Here is a 20,260-nt window from a genome sequence, read left to right as displayed (position 1 = left end):
TTATGAAAGGTTCTTTTGTCGATACCTTTGCCTCCCAGACCATGAACCTCGATCTTTCGAAGACTATCGGGGCTCCAAAAAATGTTTCGGGCCTTTGTACCGATCTTTTCCTTATTGTCATTCGAATGCGTGAAGCTGAGGATCTGGGTGAACCCGAGCCGTTGAAAAAACTTATCAGATATTATCTCACTCTTTTCAAAAAGAATTGTGCAACAATTTCGATACCCGAAGAACAGGTGGAGGATGCTCAATATGCACTGGTCGGGCTCATTGATGAAACCGTGTTGAGCATACCCGGGCCCTGCAGGGATTTCTGGCTCTCCCGGCCTCTTCAACTGGATTATTTCGGCCATAATATTGCGGGTGAAGAATTTTACCGCAAGCTCGAGAAACTGATGCTCGCTTTTGAAAAAAACAGAGAGATACTCGAGATTTATTATCTCTGTCTTTCTCTGGGGTTTGAAGGTAAATATAAATTAACAAATGCACAGGGGAGACTTGAAGTCATGGAAGAACTCGGGACTCGCCTCCGTAAAACCGGGCTGCGGGTTTCTTCGGATCTTTCTCCCCACGCTTTCCCTAAGGCAAATCTTATCAAGAAACACGGCCGGAAAATCACCGCGCCTCTGTGGCTGGTCGGAATTATCTGTGTCGTGGCCCTCGGGTTCTGGTACGGATTACTTTTTGTAAATAACACTTCTCAAGTTGGAAAAATCGTAGAAAATATTCGACACATAACCATGTGATAGAGGCGTCATGAAAAAAATACCTGTCTGGCTCATTATTGTCTGGTCGATCCTTTTTATTGGCGCCCTTGTTCCTCTTTTCCTCGGTGGTCCCTTTGCCAAAATTGCGTGGCTCCGATGGGTGATTGCGCTTCCCTTATTAATCGGCGACGGCATCTGGATTGCAATTGCCGTTACGAAGGTGATGAAGAAGCGTAAGAAAAAACACCGATTTTCAGGGAACCGGATTTTGTTCCAGCGACTCAGCAGGGAAGCCGATGAGGCGGTTCATCGCTACTTGAAAACCGCAACCTCACGGGGCTGGTTGAAACGCTCGACATTGTATGAACGCCCATGGTTCTTATTGTGCGGACTGAAAGGAACCGGAAAAACATCGCTTCTCAATGGTTCCGGACTCCATTTCCCGGTATCCTATCCTTCTGAGGCTGATGGTCTTGTTCTTGAGGGGGGAGATCATAATTCATGGCGTTTTGCCAATGAAGCAGTGTGGATTGATACACCGGGTGCTGTTATGGATGATGAGCGGAAAGATGAGTGGCAGGCCCTTGCCGCTTCCCTGGCAAAAGTTCGGAGCGAACGGCCCGTTGATGGTGTTGCGCTGGTGGTCAATGCTCATAAAGTGCTCACTACCGATGATGATGCCGGGATAAGAGATCTTGCCAAGCAGTTACGCCGACGTATCGACGAACTTATTGAATTGTGGGGTATCGAATTTCCGGTCTATCTTCTTTTTAACTATGCAGATCAGATCCCGGGTTTTAATGAATATTTCAGAGATATACTCGAGAGAAGTGAAAATCAGGTATTTGGTGCTACCTTTTCGGTGGAAAAGCAGAAACAGATGCCTCGTTTTGCTTTTGCCGAAGAATTCAATCTGTTATGTAAATCACTTACCGACTTACGTCTATACCGGCTTTCCAAAGAAAAGGACGGCGCCCGCAAACGGATGATATGTCGCTTTGTGATTCATTTTGAAGGAATGAGAGATAAACTGGGTGCGCTGGTCACCGAGCTGTTCAAACCAAGCAGCTATGTGGGGCGTCCTTTGTTCAGAGGTTTTTATTTCACCAGTTGCCGGACTGTTCAGTCGGAGCAGGATAGCCCCTCGTTCAGCGAAGCGGATGTGGGAATGACCATTGCAAGTCATCCGCTCAATCCCAAACGAATGTTCAAGCCTGAAACCGGTTCTTCCAAATCCTCCGCTCCCCGGGTGGCATCTTCCTTTGTTCTTCCTCTGTTCCGGAAGATTATGGTCCACGACCGTACGCTGGTGAAGACCACCCATATCCGGTCCCGCAAGGAATTGATCCGTCACTATGCAGTGATGGGAGGGATTGTTGCAGCAACGCTTGTTGTGGGCATCCTCTTTGCAATCGCCCGCTCAAATTCATCAAAAATGCTCAACGAAATCTCGTCGGATATTGCAAAGCTCGAGAGTGCAAAAAGCTCACTTCCCGACCGTTATGAAGAAATGGGTATTATAGCGAGTAATATCGCCCGGCTCCAAAAATATGAAGACACTAATCCGCCCTTTATTCTCCGGTTTGGATACTATAAAGGGGAGGCCATGCTTGATGAGCTGAAAACGGCCTATTTTAAACGCGCACAGAAACTGATTGTTGTTCCTGCGGTTCGCTACCTCGAATATTCCATCAGAGGTGGAACCCAATCCTATGGTGAATTGACCGGTGATGAACATTCCGAATTGTATGCATCATTGAAAACCTATCTTTCAATTTCTGAAGCGGTTGCTAATCGTCCCAAGGATATCGATACCATTTTTTTACGTATGCATCTTCAGGAAGCAGTCAAGCGGTCGCTCCTGGCGGCATTTAAAAGCTCCCGGCTTCCCCAGTCTGTCGAAACCAATCTTCAGGATAATATTGGACGGTACCTTTTTTATCTGAAACGCCAGGAGTTTCCTCTTATTCAGGAAAACCAGCGTCTCGTTGCCCAGGCCAGGCGACGGCTCAGGAGGCTTCCAAGCGCTCAGAGTCTTTATGAAACAGTGATCAACCGGATTTCACAGGAGATACCCGAGGTGACGCTGGATGAGATACTCAACCGGAGCGCGGAAGGAATTCTTAAGAGTGAAAAGACGATCAGCAGCCTCTTTACCCAGGGGGGGTGGGAAGAATACGTTCAGGATGCGATTACCGATGCGAGCAAGAATCCATACAATATCGACTGGGTGATCGGACTTTCGGAAGATGAAGTCCCCGAATCGGCACTTAACAAAAAGAAACTTCGCAGCGATATGGTTGCGGCATATCTTGAAGATTACGAATCCCGCTGGTTCGATTTTCTGACATCGATTCGAATGGAACCTTTTGGTGACCTCCCGCGATGCGCACGGATAATGCAGGAGCTTGTAAATCCCGGATCCGAAATGGAAAAGCTGTTCACTGCAGTGGCTGAGTATACCGTTCTCAAGCCCGGCGATAAAGCAGAAGAGGCTGGGGGAAAGGTCCTTGAAGCTGCAGGCAAAATAAAAGCAACGAAGAAGTATGCCCGCAAAGCCCAGAAAGCCGAAGGCATGGCATCATCGATACCCTTTTCCCGCAAGTCACCCTTTGAAATGCTTGATGATGCCTTTGAACCTTTTCGGACCTTTACTCGTTCTACCGGCGGCGCGCTCAGTGGATTCCAGGGATACCGGGACCAGATTCTTACCCTGGTTGAAAAATTGAAGGTTATTGAAGAACAGGGCGTCGATAAAGCCGTTGTTGTTTTTAATGGTAAAGAAGACGATCCGCTTCTTGCAAGTTGGCGGTATACTCAGAATGCCCTTGCAAGCATGCCCGAAAAACTATCCGAATCACTCACGGGTATTCTTATCACTCCCATCGAATATACCGGTATTTCGGCATCGGATGTTCTGACTCGCGCGCTTAACAAGCAGTGGCAATCGGAAATTGTCAGGCCTTTTACTAACCGGCTTGCAGGCCGGTATCCCTTTAATAAGAGGGGGGAGGATGCTTCATTCGACGAAGTTATGGACTTTTTCCGCCCCTCGACAGGAACATTCTGGGGATTTTACGACAGAACGATTTCATCTTACATTATTAAAACCTCATCGGGATGGATGGTCCGGTCGCTGGGAAGTCTGAATTTGAATTTCAATCCTCAGCTCGCTCAGAGTCTTTCGGCGGCAGAACGGATTCGTGATGTGTATTTTAAAAACGATGGTACATTGAGGACTATCATGTTGACAGTTTCTCCGCTTTCAACCAACAAACATCCCGCTCAGATTGTGGTGAGTGGTCAAAGTTTCGATATGCCATCCGGCGGTGAAACGATCAGGATTTCCTGGCCCACCCCTGGTGGTACCCAGAGTGCGCAACTCCGGGTAAAGATCGGGGATGACTTTACGCAAGATCTTTCATTCGGTGGAGCCTGGGGCCTTATGAAGCTTATCGATGCTGCACGGGTGAATAAAATCAACAGCTCGACGCTGGCGGTAAAATGGCAAATCAATGTGCAGAATATGTATATGGTCCAGCAGAATTACCGGTTTCAAGCCAGTGGCTCGGATCATCCCTTTGCCGATGATCTTTTCGAGCATTTTGAATGTCCTACCGTACTGATTGTCGAGCCGGAAAAAACCGATACAGCGCTCCGTTGAGCAGGGTTGGCGAAAAGGACCGGAGAGAACGGTCAGGAGCAACCAGCCTCCCAGTTCAATCGAGGCCAGCGCTGCGACTCTTCTTGTACTCTTCGATTACCCGGGCGAACCGGTGAAGTGAACTTATTGTTCGGGCGGAAATTTTCTCCCAGTTAGGATTATTAACCGAGTAGCCGTTGTGAGCAGTTTTGCGGATTTTTGTCGCAAGATCCTTTATCGCCTCGGTTTTATTGGTGTTTAACCGAAGAATTACCCGCCGCAGGGCAAGATCAGCGTGTCCATCATAAATTTCTGCAAAATCGGCTATTTCACGGGCAATTGGGAAATTACCCGAAATTTCGATTTCAAAGGAATTGTTTTTACCGACCGAAACAAAAATGTTGCAGAAATCGGCGAGAATATCATTATCATCCTGATCATCGACTTGAATGGCAAGATCTTTGGTGGTTTTCTGCTGCAAATAACCGGTATGACCGATATAGGCATCAACGAGATATTGGCGAAGACGTATTGACATGTAAAAATATGTTTATGATATCGAGCCCATGGACATCGTCTTTTCTCTGAGTTTTTCCTCAGATGGATAAAATTTAACGGCTTTATCCAGATCTATCATGCCAAGGACATCGAGTATGTCGGTATTAGGATCTATAATTACCAGAGTTGCCTCATGGTCTTTAACATCTTCAAAACAATTGACCAGCACGGTAATCGTCCGCGTGCTCAGGTATGAGTTTTTTGTAAAATGTAACGCTACAGTCCGGGTGCCTTTTTCCAGCGACTCATGAACCATCGGGTATAAATCATTAATATCCGAATTGAGCGTTAAATCTTCTTTAATAGAATAAGTATGGTAATGTTTATTTTCGTTCTTTTCGATAGCCATTCTTCTCTCCAGTTTTATGGCAGGGGAGCAGAGTATAGTTCTTTCATCTATTTAATTATACATTGTGACAATAGAGAATAACGGAAATGACATTGCCGTTATTCTGAAGGAGATGATTTATTATCCACAATGTATATCGCCTTAAGAACTGTGCACGGGTCTCATCGACAGGGGTGCAGATCACAAAATGGCGGAGGGGAGAGGATTTGAACCTCCGGTAGAGTTGCCCCTACGACGGTTTAGCAAACCGTTGCCTTAAGCCGCTCGGCCACCCCTCCTGAATTGTTGTATGACAAAGACTTAGCACTTATTCCTGATTTTTTGGCCTTAATAATAAAAAACCTGATTCGATATTTAATATATTTCGATGGCTGTCGTCTTTTTATTTTGGCCAGTAACAGAAAGTTAAATATAAATGTCACCATCAGAAAATCGCAATGGTCTCTTTGTGCATAGTAAGAATTATTTTCAACTCACAGTTTTTTAATGAAATTATTATTTCTTAATTATATTATTTTTGTATAAATTATTCCTGAAGGGATAATACTAAACACAATATTTTAACCATCTTCCTTCGTATAATATTTATTTTCAAATTGTTAGTATCCGTACACGCCGCCGCAGGCCAAAATATTTCCGGAAATTCAATTTCCTGGTTTTGTAATAAGGGAAGGACGTAGAGCAAAAGCCCGATGTCGACGTTAAAAGATTTTTATTACCGCTACCTTCGTTATTTTCTTGCAAAAGATTATGCAACTGCAACCAGCTATGACAAGTATCTGGCTCTTTCGTATGCTGTTCGAAGCCAGATGGTTGATAATTGGATAGTTACCCAAAAAATGTACCATGAAAACAATGTACGACGGGTGTATTATCTTTCCATGGAATACATTCTCGGTAAAAGCCTTCGTCAGAATATTGTTAATATGGGTATTGAGAAGAGTGTAATCGATGTCGGGGTTGATCTGGGATTTTCCCTTGAAGAACTTGTCGAGAAAGAGGATGATTTTGAACTGGGTAATGGAGGTAAAGGAAGGCTTGCCGCCTGTTTTATCGATTCTATGGCTTCAGCTGCGCTTCCTGCAATAGGATATGGTCTGCGATACGATTTCGGGCTGTACCGTCAGGAAATATCCAACGGCCAACAGATCGAGGAACCCTACGATTGGTTACATAAAGGCCATCCGTGGGAAATAATCCGTCCACAATATTCCTGTGAGGTCGAATTCCTGGGAGAATCGCATGCACCTGCGAAAGGTAAAACATGGAGGGAATGGATCAACACCGAAAAAGCGATTGCAATTCCCTATGATATTCCGATTCCCGGTTATAAGAACTCAACAGTCAATACGCTTCGCCTCTGGTCGGCCAGATCAGCGGAAGTCTTTAAGCCCGATTATCAGCATCATGGCGATTATATCCGTGCCTGTGAAGAGATGGCGGGTACGGGAACCCTTACCAATATCCTGTTTCCCGAGGAAGATGTGCTTCGGGCTACCGAACAGCGTCTGAAGCAGCAATTTTTCCTGGTAAGCGCATCATTAAAAGATATCGTTCGTCGATTTAAAGTGCATAACAAAGATATTACCGATCTTGATAAGAAAGTCGTTATCCAACTCAACGGCACCCGGTGTGCACTGGCAATCCCCGAGCTGATGCGGATGCTTCTGGATATCGAGCAATTGACCTGGGAGAGAGCCTGGTCTATTGTGGAGAATGTCTTTGCCTACACAAGTCACGCTGTGGGAAAGGATGATCTGGAAGCCTGGCCGGTTTACATGATGACGCAGATTTTCCCTCGCCATATGGAAATTATCAACGAAATCAACGCCCGTCACCTCGAGCGGATCTCAAAAACCGATAAAGGCAAGAGTGTGATTTCCGACCTTTCACTCATCGAAGAAGGTGAAGTGAAGCGCATTCGTATGTCCCATCTTGCAGTCATCGGTTCTTTTGCGGTCAATGGCGTTTCAAAAATTCAGACTGATATGCTCAAGTCGGATATTTATCCCAAGTTTTTCAACTCGACTCCAAACAAATTTGTTTCAATAACTAATGGAGTAGCGCACCGGCGGTGGCTGTTGAGTGCAAACCGGCCCCTTGCCGGTCTGATTACCGAAACCATCGGCGACGGGTGGATTACCGATTCTTCCCAGCTTAGAAAACTGGAATTGTATAAAAACAAAAATGATTTTCTTTTCATGCTCGACGATATCAAGCATTCGGCAAAAAAGAATCTGGCATCTGTTGTAAAGCAGACCCTCGACATTACGATAAATCCAAATGCGCTCTTTGATGTGCAGTGCACCCGCATCCATTTGCCCAAAAGGCAGTTGCTCCATTTTCTCAATGTTGTCTCGCGTTATCTTCGTATAAAAAACGGTGAAGAGAGCGTTCAGAACAGGGTCCACATTTTTGCAGGAAAGGCGGCACCCTCCGATCACCTTGCCAAACAGATGGTCCACCTTATCAATATCTTTGCAGATATCATCAATAATGATCCTCAAATGGAGAACAACCTCCGGGTGGTGTTTATTCCCGATTATGGTATTACCTGGGCCGAACATATGATACCTGCAGCGGATATCGCCGAACAGCTTTCTATTCCCCTTATCGAAGCATCCGGAACAAGTAATATGAAGTTCGCTTTGAACGGGGCGGTCATTCTTGCAAGCTGGAGCGGCGCCAATATTGAACTTTCAGAACGACTGGGAAATGAGAGTATCCTTACTTTCGGAAAAAAGAAAAGCGAATATCCTCAAAAAGAAAATTATTATCCTTCCGAAATTCTCGAGCATAATGCCGAACTCAAGGAAATTATTAACTTTATTGAAAGCACGCTGTCCGCTATTCCCGACGGACCGTCGATTTATCCCCTCTTGTCATCATTGCGGGATATTGATGATCAGTATATACTCTATGATTACGATGATTATACCGAAAAACAGCACAAAATCGATCTTCTCTATAAAAAACGATTGGATTGGCTGCAGAAATGTCTTCTCAACATAGCACGATCCGGATGGTTTTCTTCAGACCGTACAATCAGCGAATACGAGAATAATATCTGGAAAGTAGCTCTCCCATGAAAAGACTGAAAAAGCTGAACGGTATCAGTGTTGTTCCGGGAAAAGGCTTGGGGAAAGCATTTTTTGTCGGCCGGGCATTAACACAGACTACCACGGTATCCATATCCCGGCAGGATGTGGGTGATCAGATAATGCGGTTCAACGAAATACGAGAGAAAGCCAAAAACGATTATCACCGACTGGCATCCGCGCCCGATTCGATGCAGGCTCTTGATTCATCCCTTTTAACCATTTATGAGCATATTCTCGATGACCCCGCTTTTATCGGGCAGGTCGTCGAAACGATCACCACCAAGCTCTATGACCTCGAAACTTCAATCCGGCTCGTTTCGAGCGATTTTATTAAGCGGTTCAGCTCTGCAGGAACCTCTTATTTCAGGGAACGAAGCTCGGACATGGTCGAAATTTGTGAACGACTCGTATCATATATTCACCATGAAGACGGACGGGCCAAAACATTTATTGAACCGGTCGTGTTGATCGTATCCCGTATGTTTACGCCTACCGACATTCTCTCTTATGATAAGTCGAAAATTCAGGCGGTGGTCAGTGCAAGCGGTGGTAAAACATCGCATGCAGCAATTATTGCCCGTTCATACGCTATTCCGGTTGTCTCCGGTATCCGTAATATCAACGAGTATATCCATCCCGGAGACATGGTATATGTCGATGCAGCGAAAGCCCAGGTTGTTGTAAGACCCACAGCCTCAATAATCGAAAAATTTACGCAACTTAAGGTCCTGGATAAGGAATACGAGAAGCTCAAGGCCAAGTGGAACAGACCGGTGTATACCCGGGATGGTATTCCTATTGAGGTTCTGGCAAACGTTTCGCTCCCTGAAGATGTCACTTTTGCCGAGGAGCACGGAGCCGATGGGGTCGGACTGGTGAGAACCGAATATCTGCTTACTAATCGAAAAAGTTTCCCCCCCGAGGAGACACAGCGCAAATATTATGAGTCCATTTTCGAGAAAATGGGGAAGAAGCCCTGCGTTATCCGTCTTATGGATATCGGCGGAGACAAGGTGCCGGAGTTTTTCGACATGCCTGCCGAGTATAATCCTTTTATGGGATGGCGCGCGGTAAGGATATTTCTTGAACGGAAAGACATCTTCCAAACCCAGCTCTCAGCAATTATGCAAGCCGGAAAGAAAGCCAATTATTCGATAATGGTGCCCATGGTTACCACCCTTACCGAGTGGATCAAGGTCCGTCAGTTTATCGGTGATGTTGCCAGGCGCATTGGGATAAAGATACCCCCGGTTGGGGTACTGTTCGAGGTCCCCCTGGCAATTCTTGAAATGGATAATTTCATGAAAGAGATCGACTTTGCATCAATCGGTACCAACGACCTTATTCAGTACCTCAGTGCAGCGGATCGAAATAATGCAAAGGTTAACTACCTGTACGATCCGATCGAGCCCGCATTTTTAAAGATAATCGAGACTGCGATTCAAACCGCCAACCGTCACGGTAAACCGCTCTCGATATGCGGAGAAATGGCGGGTAATCCTTTTCATACGATTCTGCTGCTCGGGCTTGGATTACGCCGGTTCAGTGTCATTCCCCGAAATATCCCTATTTTGAAAGAACTCATTTCGAGGGTAAGTTATGCCGAAGCCTCGGAGAGTGTTTCCCACGCCGACTCAATTACCTCGACTGCCGAAATGGCTCAATGGCTCAAAAGCCTTAATATGCGGATGCTCGGACCGGTTCTCCAGAATCTGCCGCTTACTGCGGATGTGTAGAATAAGAAAAGGTTACGTTTGAGGCTGAGGTTAGAGTTGCTGGAGCGACTTGTACTGGGCTTTCACCGCCTGAGCTAATTGAAATTTCCTAAATAATTATGATATGGCTTTATTCCCTCGTGCGCTCGTTCCCACTTTGCTCCTACCTCGGCTCCAGAAGCCTTCTGCTGAAATATAACAGATGGTACTCAAAGACTTTTTTTACATACTTCTGTGTGTGGTTACCCGGCCGTTCATAATAATCATGCTCGATTTCGAGCGAAAGCATTTTTTCATGAGCCTTGCGGTTGCCGGCCAGCACGGGATCATCGGTGCCGCATTCGATAACAAGGGCACGCTCTTTTTTTACCAACGAATCGATCATTCCGATAAAACTGAAGGAATCCCAGTTTTCTTTGCTGGTCTGCCAGGGGCCAAGAACGCGGTCGATCTCCCATTCATTCGGAAAATCGTTCAGATCTACTATACCACTAATGCTTCCCGCGCCGATAAAAAGATCGGGATTTTGTGCGGTTATGGTGAGTGCCCCATGCCCTCCCATGCTCGATCCGATAACTGCCCGTCCTTTGTCGGTGGCATGGGTTCGCCAGGTACTGTCGATAAAGTGTACTACTTCCCGGGTGATGTATGTGGCAAAAAGGAAGTTCTTTTTCACCGGGCTGTCGACATACCATGAATTGCGATTGCCGCTTGGGCAAACAAAGATCACCTGGTATTTATTCGAAAGTTTATCGAGCGGAACGAGTGTACCCCAGCTTTTGTGATCACGGCCGTAGCCATGCAGAAGATAGATAACGGAGTATGATTTCAGGGAAGAATCGTAGGAATCGGGTACAACAACACTGGCCTTGAATTTTCGGCTCATCAATTTACTCGGAATCGTAACGATCTGTTCCGATGCCTTGCAAATACAGAGCAATGCCGAAAACAGAATGCATGTAATCACCGAAGGGGAGCGCATTTACCGTCGCTCCATGGAAATCAGACGAAGGAATTCATTCCGGGTCAGGGAGTCGTCTCTGAAACTTCCGAGCATGGCCGAAGTGATCATATGTGAATTTTGCTTACTCACCCCTCGCATCATCATGCACAGATGCTGGGCCTCAATAACAACGCCAACACCTTCGGCATCGATCGGGTCCATAAGATGTGACGCGATCTGATGTGTAAGCCGTTCCTGTACCTGAAGACGGCGAGCGAAACAGTCGACCAGACGGGCGAGTTTACTGACTCCGAAAACCTTGTCTTTTGAGATATAACCGATATGGCATTTGCCGAAAAAGGGAAGCATATGATGTTCGCACATGCTGTATACTTCAATATCCCTTACAATAATCATATTATCGCATGGCTCATGAAATATGGCATTACCGATAATTTTATCCGGATCCTGTGAATAACCTTTCATCAGGTGCGCATAGGCGTTTTTAACCCGCTCAGGAGTCTTCAAAAGACCCTCGCGATTGGGATCTTCACCAATTTCTTCCAATATTTTTTTTACAGCCTCTTTCATCGCACACCTTTCATTTTTCTATTCAGGAATGCTCTCCTGAAAATCTGGGATAGAGCATGAACAGGGTAATCCCTGGAACGCCATTTTAATACATTACTCCCATACTCAACGAATATTGATCCCCCGGCGGCAGGATCTATATTATTAGGATAATAAGAATCAAAATAACTTTTGGGGCGAAAAACCGGTCACTTTTCCTTTCTTAGTGCATATACGGTCGGTTAATTTGCATTCGGCATTCCGTCAAATATAGTTTTATAGCACATAATTGCCGAAAGGCGGCAGGTAGCCTTATATATGAGAACACAAAAAGAACCTAAGCGAGCCCGCACCTTAATTAAAGCGGTCCCTCTTATTATTGTTCTTGTTGTCGTTGCAATAATTACCAACAGAATATCAAAAGAGGGGCTCCCAAGCCACTTTGCTTCCCTGCTGGAATCTCCCATGGAAGACTACACGGTGGTGGATAATTTTACTGAACAGGAGAAGGATTCGGCCAGAAAAATGTTTGCCGGATTCTGGGAGAAACGACAGGAGTATCCCGGTGGTGCCTTTGTCGAAAAGGACCGTCTGGAGTTGAAAGATAACGGTATTATCTGGCAGGTAAAAGAATACACCCTTCAGCTTCCTTCGAATAGAGAATTTGTGGTCTCCCATGTTATTCACGGAGCCCTGGTACCCTATGGCTATTCTAAAAATGATACCGGTGCGGTTGTCTGTGATGTGCTCATAATCCGTCAAAACGTTGTTGCTGAAAATGATACCTGTTATGGTGAAAGTAATGCCGCCGATTTGTGGAAAATGAAAAAAACCGAAAAATCACTCAGGATCAATGATGCCGACTATCTGCCCTACGGCACGGCATCGCTGGACACTTTTTTTCAGCAAGGCATACTCAATACGATCGATGATTTTACTGTTGAAGCCTGTCTCCACGGTGTGAATAAGTACGCTCTTTTACTGGATACCCTCATAGCCGACATGGCACAAATGAAAGTAAAGGATTTTTCCCGACAGAAGGCAAAAGAAATGATCGGGCGCTATTATGCTCATGTATTAGGCGGGATTATCTCCAGTTATGGGATGCCCGAATCGAGTGTGCCCGATTCAATTGAAATTGGATTATCAATTACAGCATCAGGAAAGGTCATCAATCCCAGAATAATCCGCGCCGATATCAAACGGGAACTTTTTGAAAAGTCACTTGTTGAAGATATTCGCGCCTGGCGGTTTCCGCGCAGGGAAGAACGCGCAGACACCATTGATGTTTCCTTCATGTTTGTTCCATAAACGCACCTTAAGGCGGTTTTGGTAATATTCTTCACAATTATAATTTTAAAAGTTATAATTTATTAGTACCATTCTCAGTGTCCAGGAAATTTTCTACTGAAACGCTTAGATAACTTCTCTCCGAAGAAATGGATTAAATGATGTCCGGTTCGGAAACGGAAAATTATAAAAAACATGTAGCCGATAAGCTCACTATTATTACCGAGTCATTGGCAAGAATTTCGGTAGGCGATTTTTCCCGGCAAATCGACGTTTTCAACCTTCCCGAAGATGAATTCACCAATGTGTTCTGCGGACTCGATCTCCTTATGGATGATCTGATTGAAGCCCGGAAGGAACTCGAAGAACAGACCAGGATTAATAACCTGCGGGCTGAGATGTGGAAACTGGCCGCAGCAAAGCCGCATTCGGAAAAGGATTTTATCAATCAGCTTCTGAAAATGGCCGGAGAAGCCTTTGGTATTGCCAGGGCAAGCTATTATAAATTCAATGAAAATTTCGATGCCCTGTGTGTTCAGCAGTGGTCGAAGGACGGCATAGATAACACTATCGGCTTGACAATCCCCAAAAAAATCTGTTCCAGTTTTGTGGGGAAAGAAAATGAGTGCATAAGCATCAGTCAAGAAACTCTCGATGGTGCCATAAAAGATGATGTGCTTGAACTCTTAGATGCAACCGGTATCGGTTCTTTTATTGCGATTTTTTATCCCGACAATCACAACCCCAACGGATTTGTCTCATTCAGCGATACTCAAAAGAAACGCAACTGGGATGAAATTGAAGTCGATTTTTTAAATGAAATAGTGAAATTACTTACAACGAAAATCGATCAGATTCGAGCCGAACAGGCCCTGGTAAAGGCAAATGAGATGCTGGAGCAGCAGGTAAAAGTTCGGACCGAAGAGCTCCGGGATGCAAATGAGGAACTACGGCAGGATATGGCTAAGCGGGAAGCTATCGAACGCCGGTGCAAAAGCTCGGAGCGAGAAAAACAACGAATTCTTGATTCCCTTTCGGAACTTGTCCTCTACCAGGACCGTTCTATGCGCATTAACTGGGCGAACCGTTATGCATGCGCTGATGCCGGGATGAGTCTCAATGAGATGATCGGCAAATATTGCTATACTATATGGCATAATCGCGATAAGCCCTGCGAAGGGTGTCCGGTCAAGGAAGCCATGGATAAGGGGCGGGCCTGTACCAATGAAATAATCAGTCCTGACGGCAGAATATGGCTGATCAAGGGGTATCCGGTTCGCGACCTCGACGGTACTGTGATCGGCGCAACTGAAATCACTGCCGAAATATCGGAAGCCAAGCGACTGCAAGAGATGCAGCGGGAGAGCGATGAAAAATTCAAGGCTGTTGCCCAGACCGCCCATGAAGCGATCTTTTCAGTTGATGAAAAGGGTGGAATCGTATTCTGGAACAATGGTGCCGAACTGATGTTCGGGTATAATCCCGATGAAATCTTGGGCAAGTGTTTCGAAATTCTGATGCCCGAAAAACATAAAGAACGCATCGATGAATTTATACAGCTGCAAATTGAGCAGGATAATTCGGCAGCAAAAAATATCGTGCGGGAAGGGACTGCAGTCCGGAAAAACGGGGAGTATTTTCCTGTGGAGCTGTCGACTTCATCGTGGGAGAGTCGTGGGGGACAGTATTTTACCGTGGTTATCCGTGATATTTCGGTGCGAAAAGCGGCCGAAAATGAGCTTGCAGAAGAAAAAGAACTTCTGGAAGTAACACTTCGTTCGATCAGTGACGGCGTTATTTCTACCGATACGAACGGGACAATAATGCTGGCCAACACGGTTGCCGCAACCCTTTTAGGTTGGAACAGAGATAAATTGATCGATAAATCATTTGATGATGTTTTTCATCTGTTGAATGAAAAGACCGACGAATCCTGTGAAAGTCCTGTTCGGGAAGCCATAACGACATCCCAGGTTGTTGACTGCTCCTTCGGACCTGTTCTCCAGGCAAAGGATGGGACCCGGCGCAATATCGCCTATGCAAGTTCACCTATGTGGAACAGGGAAGGCGAAATAATCGGGGTAGTTCTTGTTTTCCGTGATGTTACCGAGCAGCAGAAAATGGAAAATGAGCTATTCAAAGCACGCAAACTCGAATCGGTGGGACTACTCGCAGGAGGAATCGCCCACGATTTCAATAACATCCTTACCGGTATCGTTACCAATCTTTTTATGGCCAAAATGAACATTTGTCAGGATGATGAGGCCAAGCAGTTGATAATGGATGCCGAGAAGGCTGCATTCAGGGCCAGCAGACTGACTAAACAGCTCCTGACTTTCTCGAAGGGGGGGACACCGGTCAAAGAAAATGCCTCGATTAAGGAAATTATCGAAGATTCTGTCGGGTTTTGCCTGAGCGGATCAAATGTGGACTACTCACTTGATCTTCCTGAAGATCTCTGGTCTGTTGAGGTCGACCGGGGGCAGGTCGATCAGGTGCTGAATAACCTCGTTATCAATGCAAATCAGGCCATGCCCGAGGGCGGAACGATAACCGTAAAAGCCGCAAATTATACCATCGACGATACAATCAGGTCGGGAACCGCCGTCGCACTTCCCATGAAACCGGGAAAGTATGTCCGGATATCGGTCATTGATGAGGGCGTTGGGATATCGCCGAGAGATCTCGAAAGAATTTTTGATCCCTATTTCAGTACCAAGAAGGACGGCAACGGTCTTGGCCTCACCACCGCATTTTCGATTGTCAAAAAACACGGCGGGCACATGACCGCCCGGTCGGTTCCCGGTAAAGGATCGCAGTTTATCTTTTATCTTCCCGCACTGGCATCTTCTACAGAAGATGAGGCATCGAATGAAGAAAGCCTTATTCCAGGATCAAATCGCATCCTGGTTATGGATGATGATGAGGTTGTCAGAATGGTTGTCCGCCGTCTTCTCACCAACAGCGGCTATGATGTTGTTTGTACTTCCAATGGTTCGGAGGCGGTTGATGCCTATCGCAACTTTTTAGAAAAAGGAACGCCATTCGATGCTGTTATCATGGACCTTACCGTTCCTGGTGGTATGGGCGGCAAAGAAGCTGTCCGGAAAATCCTTGAAATCGATGACGATGCAAGCGTTATTGTTTTCAGCGGTTATTCTAACGATCCGGTTCTTGCCAATTACCGGGATTATGGTTTCAGCGGGGTAATCGCCAAACCTTTCAGCATCGAGGAATTTTCCAAAGTCCTTAATAAGATCATGAAGAGAGAAAAAGACGAGTAACCCAAAAAAAGGAGACAAACGCGGGGTTTGCCTCCTGATAACGTGTTATTTTCTTTTTTGCTCTACTGGCTTATCTGCGGCAAGTGATCGAGCGCCTCTTTCACTTTTCCTTCAGGATATTCATAGTTTTCGAGTTTGTTACCTAAATAGGCATCATATGCCGAGAGGTCGAAATGACCATGACCGCTGTGAGCAATCAGAATAGTTTTTGCTTCGCCGGTCTCCTTGCATTTCAGGGCCTCATCGATACCGACTCGTATGGCATGGGTTGTTTCCGGTGCGGAAAGTATGCCTTCAGTGCGGGCAAACAGAACCCCAGCTTCAAAGGTAGGAAGCTGAGGAACCGCAGTAGCTTCAACTAATCCGAGCTTGAGCAGATGGGAAATAATCGGTGCCATACCATGGTAACGGAGTCCTCCAGCATGGGTGGGCGGAGGGATAAAATTATGACCCAGGGTATTCATGAAAGTGATCGGCGCCATACCGGCCACATCACCAAAATCCCAGGTAAGGGGACCTTTGGTAAGGGTCGGACAGCTTGTGGGCTCGGCGCAGATAATCCGGAGATCGGGTTTGCTCCCGTCGATTTTGTCTTTAACGAAGGGGAGGAACATTCCTCCGGCATTGGAGCCACCGCCTACGCAGGCGACAATAATATCGGGATAAAGACCCACCTGTTCGGTCATAAGCTTCTTTGTTTCCAGACCGTTAACCGTATTATGGAGCAGAACATGATTGAGTACGCTTCCCAATGAATACCGGGTATCGTCGTGAGCAAAAGCATCTTCACACGCTTCACTGATAGCGATCCCCAGACTTCCGGGACAATCCGGATCTTCGGCAAGGATCTTTTTCCCGATTTCGGTATCCGGACTCGGGCTGGGTACACAGTTGGCGCCCCAGGTCTGCATAAGGATACGGCGATAGGGCTTCTGGTCGTAGCTGATCCTCACCATATATACTTTTACTTCAATTTTAAAAAAATTCGCGCCCAGTGAAAGTGCGCTTCCCCACTGACCGGCCCCGGTTTCGGTGGAAAGCCGTTTGATTCCGGCTTTTTTGTTGTAATAGGCCTGGGCAACCGCCGTATTGGGTTTATGACTTCCCGCCTGACTTGTGCCTTCGTACTTGAAGAAAATCTTTGCTGGTGTATCCAGTGCTTTTTCAAGACGTTTGGCCCGGTACAGAGTCGTAGGCCGCCAGGTCCTATAGACATCCATGATCTCTTCAGGGATTTCTATCCACCGGTCGGTGGTGTTGTGTTCCTGGTTATCGATCTCTTCGATAAAAAGAGGTGGTGGAAGACGAGTCGGTTCTTGGGTTGCCGGGTGACGGTAGGGCGGCAATGGTTCCGGAAGGTCGGGTTGAATATTATACCATGCCGTCGGCATATCCTTTTCTTCTAAGACAAACTTGATCTGATCTGCCATCAGGAAGCTCCCTTCTATACGGCTATTCAATGAGAGAAATGATAAAATCGTACTTTTTCATTAATTTCGGCAGTCTATACTGCGTATTAATATAATTATCTCGGGAATCGAAGCGTAAATGTTTATGCTAAAATGCCCTTTCTATATTTAAGTTTCGTACACCTGGAGAGTTTTTGAGATATGGTTCGTTGGTGAATGCACCGGTGTAATGTTATTTTACCACGAGCCGGGTGGAATTATATTTACCTTCATTTACAGTTTAAATACTTAAAATCATTATGCAAAAAATATCTGTTTTCTATCTGATAATCAGCTTTATTGTATCGGTTTGTATCGCGGCGGTGAGTGATAATGATCAGTTGATGATTATTGCCGGAGCCGAAACCCATGGAATGCTTTTCCCCTGCGATTGTCCCCATACTCCCGGCGGCGGTCTGGCGAAACGTGCGGCATTCCTATCCAGTCTCTATGCTCCCCAAAGCCGTCTTCTTCTCGATGCAGGAGGATTTGCCGGCGGTGGTATCTACGACTCCTATTCCGAAGGACGAGCCATGGATTCACTTCGTACCCTGGCAGCACTCAAAGCCATGGGACATATGGGCTATGATGCCGTTGCTGTGGGTGATGAAGAGCTACAGTATGGCGGTAAATGGATCGTCGATCAGGCCCGCCGGTTTTCGGTGCCCTTAATATCAGCCAACTGCTTTCAGGGCAATAACCGTCTTGCAAAACCCTTTGTGGTTGTTGAACGGGGAGGAAAAAAATACGGTATTACGGCACTCACTACCCGGGAGAAATTATTTGAAATCGACAGCAGCGTCACAATACACGATCCGATTGAATCACTCCGGAATATCCTGGAGGAGTTTGAGAATGCAACGGATTATCAGATTATCCTTTCCCACCTTGGAGAAGAAACAATCCCTTCCCTTACAAAAGCATTTCCTCAGGTCGATCTGATCGTTAACGGTCATCGGAAAAAAACCACTTCGGCGGCAACCGTTGTGAACAACATTCCGGTTATGCAGTTTGGCTTTCAGGGTAAAGCACTCTCATATGCGGCGATTGTGCCCAAAGTCGATTCGATAAGCATAATCGATAAGGGATGGCATGATATTCTGGAGGATATGCCCGATGACAGCACGGTTCTGGAACTGCTCGATATCCCATCACAGTTACACGTCTCACACCGGGAAGACCGTTATGATCTCTATATCATGAGTCAGTGCCCCTATGGTCTGAGTGCTTTGAAAGAATTTTTATCTTTTGAGGGGAAATTTTCGGGAGTTAATCGTCATATCTGGTTTATCGGCGCAGTGACCGGCGATACGGTATTTTCTTCGCTCCATGGTGAAGAGGAAATCGAGGATGAAAAGGCCTGGCTTGCCGTGAAGGCATTGTATCCCGAACGATGGACCGAATTTTTGCATCGCCGATCAAGCTCGAATCGGAACAATAAAGCGCTTTTTGTTGAAATGGGTTTAGATACCGCACAGATTGATCGATGGATTGCAGCGAAGGGTAACCGAGAACTGGCACTCCATTACAACCGGTCGACGCGCTTGAATATTTCGGCATCGCCCACCCTGTTTGTCAATAATGTTCCTTTCGATTACAACCTTCATGCGATGCGGCTGGCAAAACACCGGTGCGACCATCTGGAGGTTTCATCGTCTTTCTGTGATTCGGTTCCCGAATGTATCGATGATCGCGATTGCCGGAAACCGGGCAAAATAGGCGCATGTATCCAGGATGACGGTGAAGGCAGATGTGAATTCAGGGATGCGCAAAAATTTACGTTGACGGTCGTGCGGGAGCCTTCGAGCTATCAACATCCCGAAGGTGAAATTATCGCTACAACCTTGGAGCTTTTCCCCGGAGTACAAATCGATACTGTTGATTACCTTTCGGAACGGGGCAAAGAAATTCTGGACCGTTTTTCCGTAACGAGCCTTCCTTTCTACTTTTTCGGTGCCAACCTGAAAAAAACCGCGAATTTCGATAAGGTAGCGGAGCGTCTGGTAGAAAAAGACAAAGGTTTTGTGTTTGCCGACAATACGGTGCCTCAGAATTATTTCCCCAATCGCCCCCTCGAAAAAGGCAAAGTCGCCGTCCTTGTCGATCCGGTGTTTCCCGATGTGGAGGGAGTACTGGCTGTGGCAACCGCGGCTGTTCGCGATAATGAAAATTTTGTTATCGCTCCCTTGCTTTATGCCGATCCTGCAAATCCGCCTTCAGAAGGGCCACAGGCACGGATACGGAACGAGGAGGCTGATCGATGGCTGCTCATTGCCCGGGCCTATCCCGAAGAGTTTGCTGCCTATCTGGATGAATACGCAAAAAGCCCCGGTTCGACCTACTGGTTTCGTTTCCTCGACAAAGCAGGGATTCCTTCAAAAAAAATGATCGACAAGCTCACCCGTCCCGCAGACCGTCTCCACAAGCACTGGGAGAGTATCTCTCCGCTCAATATCCGGGAACCGGTCATTATCCTGAAAGATAACCGGGAATTAATCGGTGTCGGTAATGTTCAGGAGCTGAAACGCCTCTGCAGTGATCTGAGCCGGTAATCGGAATAAATCTCATTCCCCGCTCTTGCTAAAGGGCCGCCAAAAAGGTACAATACATAAGAAAACATTGTGGTCTTTTATAATCAACGTTGGAAGCGCC

12 protein-coding genes and 1 tRNA gene are annotated in these 20,260 nt (G+C 46.2%); 7 read left to right on the top strand and 6 right to left on the bottom strand.

What is annotated here, in order from left to right; translation table 11 throughout:
* Positions 1 to 2 precede the first annotated feature (2 nt).
* Both GF401_20120 and tssM read left to right on the top strand, forming a co-directional pair.
* Positions 3 to 746 (top strand): hypothetical protein, encoded by a 744-nt coding sequence (locus tag GF401_20120; protein ID MBD3347369.1) that lies wholly within the window; start codon positions 3 to 5, stop codon positions 744 to 746.
* A 10-nt stretch (positions 747 to 756) separates the two neighbouring features.
* Entirely contained in the window at positions 757 to 4,371 is a 3,615-nt protein-coding gene (tssM, locus tag GF401_20115; GenBank protein ID MBD3347368.1) for a type VI secretion system membrane subunit TssM, read from the top strand.
* 55 nt (positions 4,372 to 4,426) lie between these two features.
* Here tssM and GF401_20110 read toward each other — a convergent pair whose 3' ends face one another.
* The 3 genes from GF401_20110 to GF401_20100 all read right to left on the bottom strand — a co-directional run bounded on the left by GF401_20110 (position 4,427) and on the right by GF401_20100 (position 5,535).
* Entirely contained in the window at positions 4,427 to 4,888 is a 462-nt protein-coding gene (locus tag GF401_20110) for a hypothetical protein (protein MBD3347367.1), read from the bottom strand.
* 12 nt (positions 4,889 to 4,900) lie between these two features.
* Complete coding sequence (locus GF401_20105; protein MBD3347366.1) at positions 4,901 to 5,257, bottom strand: hypothetical protein; 357 nt, start codon at positions 5,255 to 5,257, stop codon at positions 4,901 to 4,903.
* Positions 5,258 to 5,445: 188 nt separating this feature from the next.
* Positions 5,446 to 5,535, bottom strand: a tRNA-Ser gene (locus GF401_20100).
* 414 nt (positions 5,536 to 5,949) lie between these two features.
* Between GF401_20100 and glgP the strand changes: the two genes are divergently transcribed.
* On the top strand, positions 5,950 to 8,346 hold the full coding sequence (glgP, locus tag GF401_20095; GenBank protein ID MBD3347365.1) for a glycogen/starch/alpha-glucan family phosphorylase: 2,397 nt from the start codon (positions 5,950 to 5,952) through the stop codon (positions 8,344 to 8,346).
* Positions 8,343 to 10,094 carry a phosphoenolpyruvate--protein phosphotransferase gene (ptsP, locus tag GF401_20090; GenBank protein MBD3347364.1) on the top strand — a complete coding sequence of 584 codons (1,752 nt, stop codon included), beginning with the start codon at positions 8,343 to 8,345 and terminating at the stop codon, positions 10,092 to 10,094. The genes glgP and ptsP overlap by 4 nt, the downstream gene beginning before the upstream one ends.
* A 142-nt stretch (positions 10,095 to 10,236) precedes the next feature.
* Here the strand turns inward: ptsP and GF401_20085 are convergent, their stop codons facing one another.
* Positions 10,237 to 11,055: an esterase family protein gene (locus GF401_20085; protein ID MBD3347363.1), complete on the bottom strand. Its 819-nt coding sequence runs from the start codon at positions 11,053 to 11,055 to the stop codon at positions 10,237 to 10,239.
* A complete protein-coding gene (gene folE, locus GF401_20080) occupies positions 11,056 to 11,607 on the bottom strand; it encodes a GTP cyclohydrolase I FolE (GenBank protein ID MBD3347362.1) in 552 nt (183 codons plus the stop codon).
* Between the two features lie 297 nt (positions 11,608 to 11,904).
* Between folE and GF401_20075 the strand changes: the two genes are divergently transcribed.
* Complete coding sequence (locus GF401_20075) at positions 11,905 to 12,897, top strand: hypothetical protein (GenBank protein MBD3347361.1); 993 nt, start codon at positions 11,905 to 11,907, stop codon at positions 12,895 to 12,897.
* 137 nt (positions 12,898 to 13,034) lie between these two features.
* Complete coding sequence (locus GF401_20070; protein ID MBD3347360.1) at positions 13,035 to 16,160, top strand: PAS domain S-box protein; 3,126 nt, start codon at positions 13,035 to 13,037, stop codon at positions 16,158 to 16,160.
* A 62-nt stretch (positions 16,161 to 16,222) separates the two neighbouring features.
* On the opposite strand, the gene GF401_20065 is transcribed toward GF401_20070, so the two are convergent.
* Positions 16,223 to 17,590 carry a TrpB-like pyridoxal phosphate-dependent enzyme gene (locus GF401_20065; protein MBD3347359.1) on the bottom strand — a complete coding sequence of 456 codons (1,368 nt, stop codon included), beginning with the start codon at positions 17,588 to 17,590 and terminating at the stop codon, positions 16,223 to 16,225.
* A 278-nt stretch (positions 17,591 to 17,868) separates the two neighbouring features.
* Between GF401_20065 and GF401_20060 the strand changes: the two genes are divergently transcribed.
* Positions 17,869 to 20,160 carry a hypothetical protein gene (locus tag GF401_20060; protein ID MBD3347358.1) on the top strand — a complete coding sequence of 764 codons (2,292 nt, stop codon included), beginning with the start codon at positions 17,869 to 17,871 and terminating at the stop codon, positions 20,158 to 20,160.
* Positions 20,161 to 20,260: the final 100 nt, after the last annotated feature.

Source organism: Chitinivibrionales bacterium, from assembly GCA_014728215.1.
Lineage (GTDB): Bacteria > Fibrobacterota > Chitinivibrionia > Chitinivibrionales > WJKA01 > WJKA01.
Note: the sequence above shows the minus strand (reverse complement) of the source record. Positions and strands in the feature narration are given on the sequence as shown.

What these genes read in the sequence shown, in the direction of transcription:
- GF401_20070 (MBD3347360.1), top strand. Translation starts at nt 13,035, where the DNA reads ATGATGTCCGGTTCGGAAACGGAAAATTATAAAAAACATGTAGCCGAT.
- GF401_20105 (MBD3347366.1), bottom strand. Translation starts at nt 5,257, where the DNA reads ATGGCTATCGAAAAGAACGAAAATAAACATTACCATACTTATTCTATT.
- GF401_20110 (MBD3347367.1), bottom strand. Translation starts at nt 4,888, where the DNA reads ATGTCAATACGTCTTCGCCAATATCTCGTTGATGCCTATATCGGTCAT.
- glgP (MBD3347365.1), top strand. Translation starts at nt 5,950, where the DNA reads ATGTCGACGTTAAAAGATTTTTATTACCGCTACCTTCGTTATTTTCTT.
- GF401_20085 (MBD3347363.1), bottom strand. Translation starts at nt 11,055, where the DNA reads ATGCGCTCCCCTTCGGTGATTACATGCATTCTGTTTTCGGCATTGCTC.
- GF401_20065 (MBD3347359.1), bottom strand. Translation starts at nt 17,590, where the DNA reads ATGGCAGATCAGATCAAGTTTGTCTTAGAAGAAAAGGATATGCCGACG.
- GF401_20060 (MBD3347358.1), top strand. Translation starts at nt 17,869, where the DNA reads ATGCAAAAAATATCTGTTTTCTATCTGATAATCAGCTTTATTGTATCG.
- ptsP (MBD3347364.1), top strand. Translation starts at nt 8,343, where the DNA reads ATGAAAAGACTGAAAAAGCTGAACGGTATCAGTGTTGTTCCGGGAAAA.
- tssM (MBD3347368.1), top strand. Translation starts at nt 757, where the DNA reads ATGAAAAAAATACCTGTCTGGCTCATTATTGTCTGGTCGATCCTTTTT.
- GF401_20120 (MBD3347369.1), top strand. Translation starts at nt 3, where the DNA reads ATGAAAGGTTCTTTTGTCGATACCTTTGCCTCCCAGACCATGAACCTC.
- GF401_20075 (MBD3347361.1), top strand. Translation starts at nt 11,905, where the DNA reads ATGAGAACACAAAAAGAACCTAAGCGAGCCCGCACCTTAATTAAAGCG.
- folE (MBD3347362.1), bottom strand. Translation starts at nt 11,607, where the DNA reads ATGAAAGAGGCTGTAAAAAAAATATTGGAAGAAATTGGTGAAGATCCC.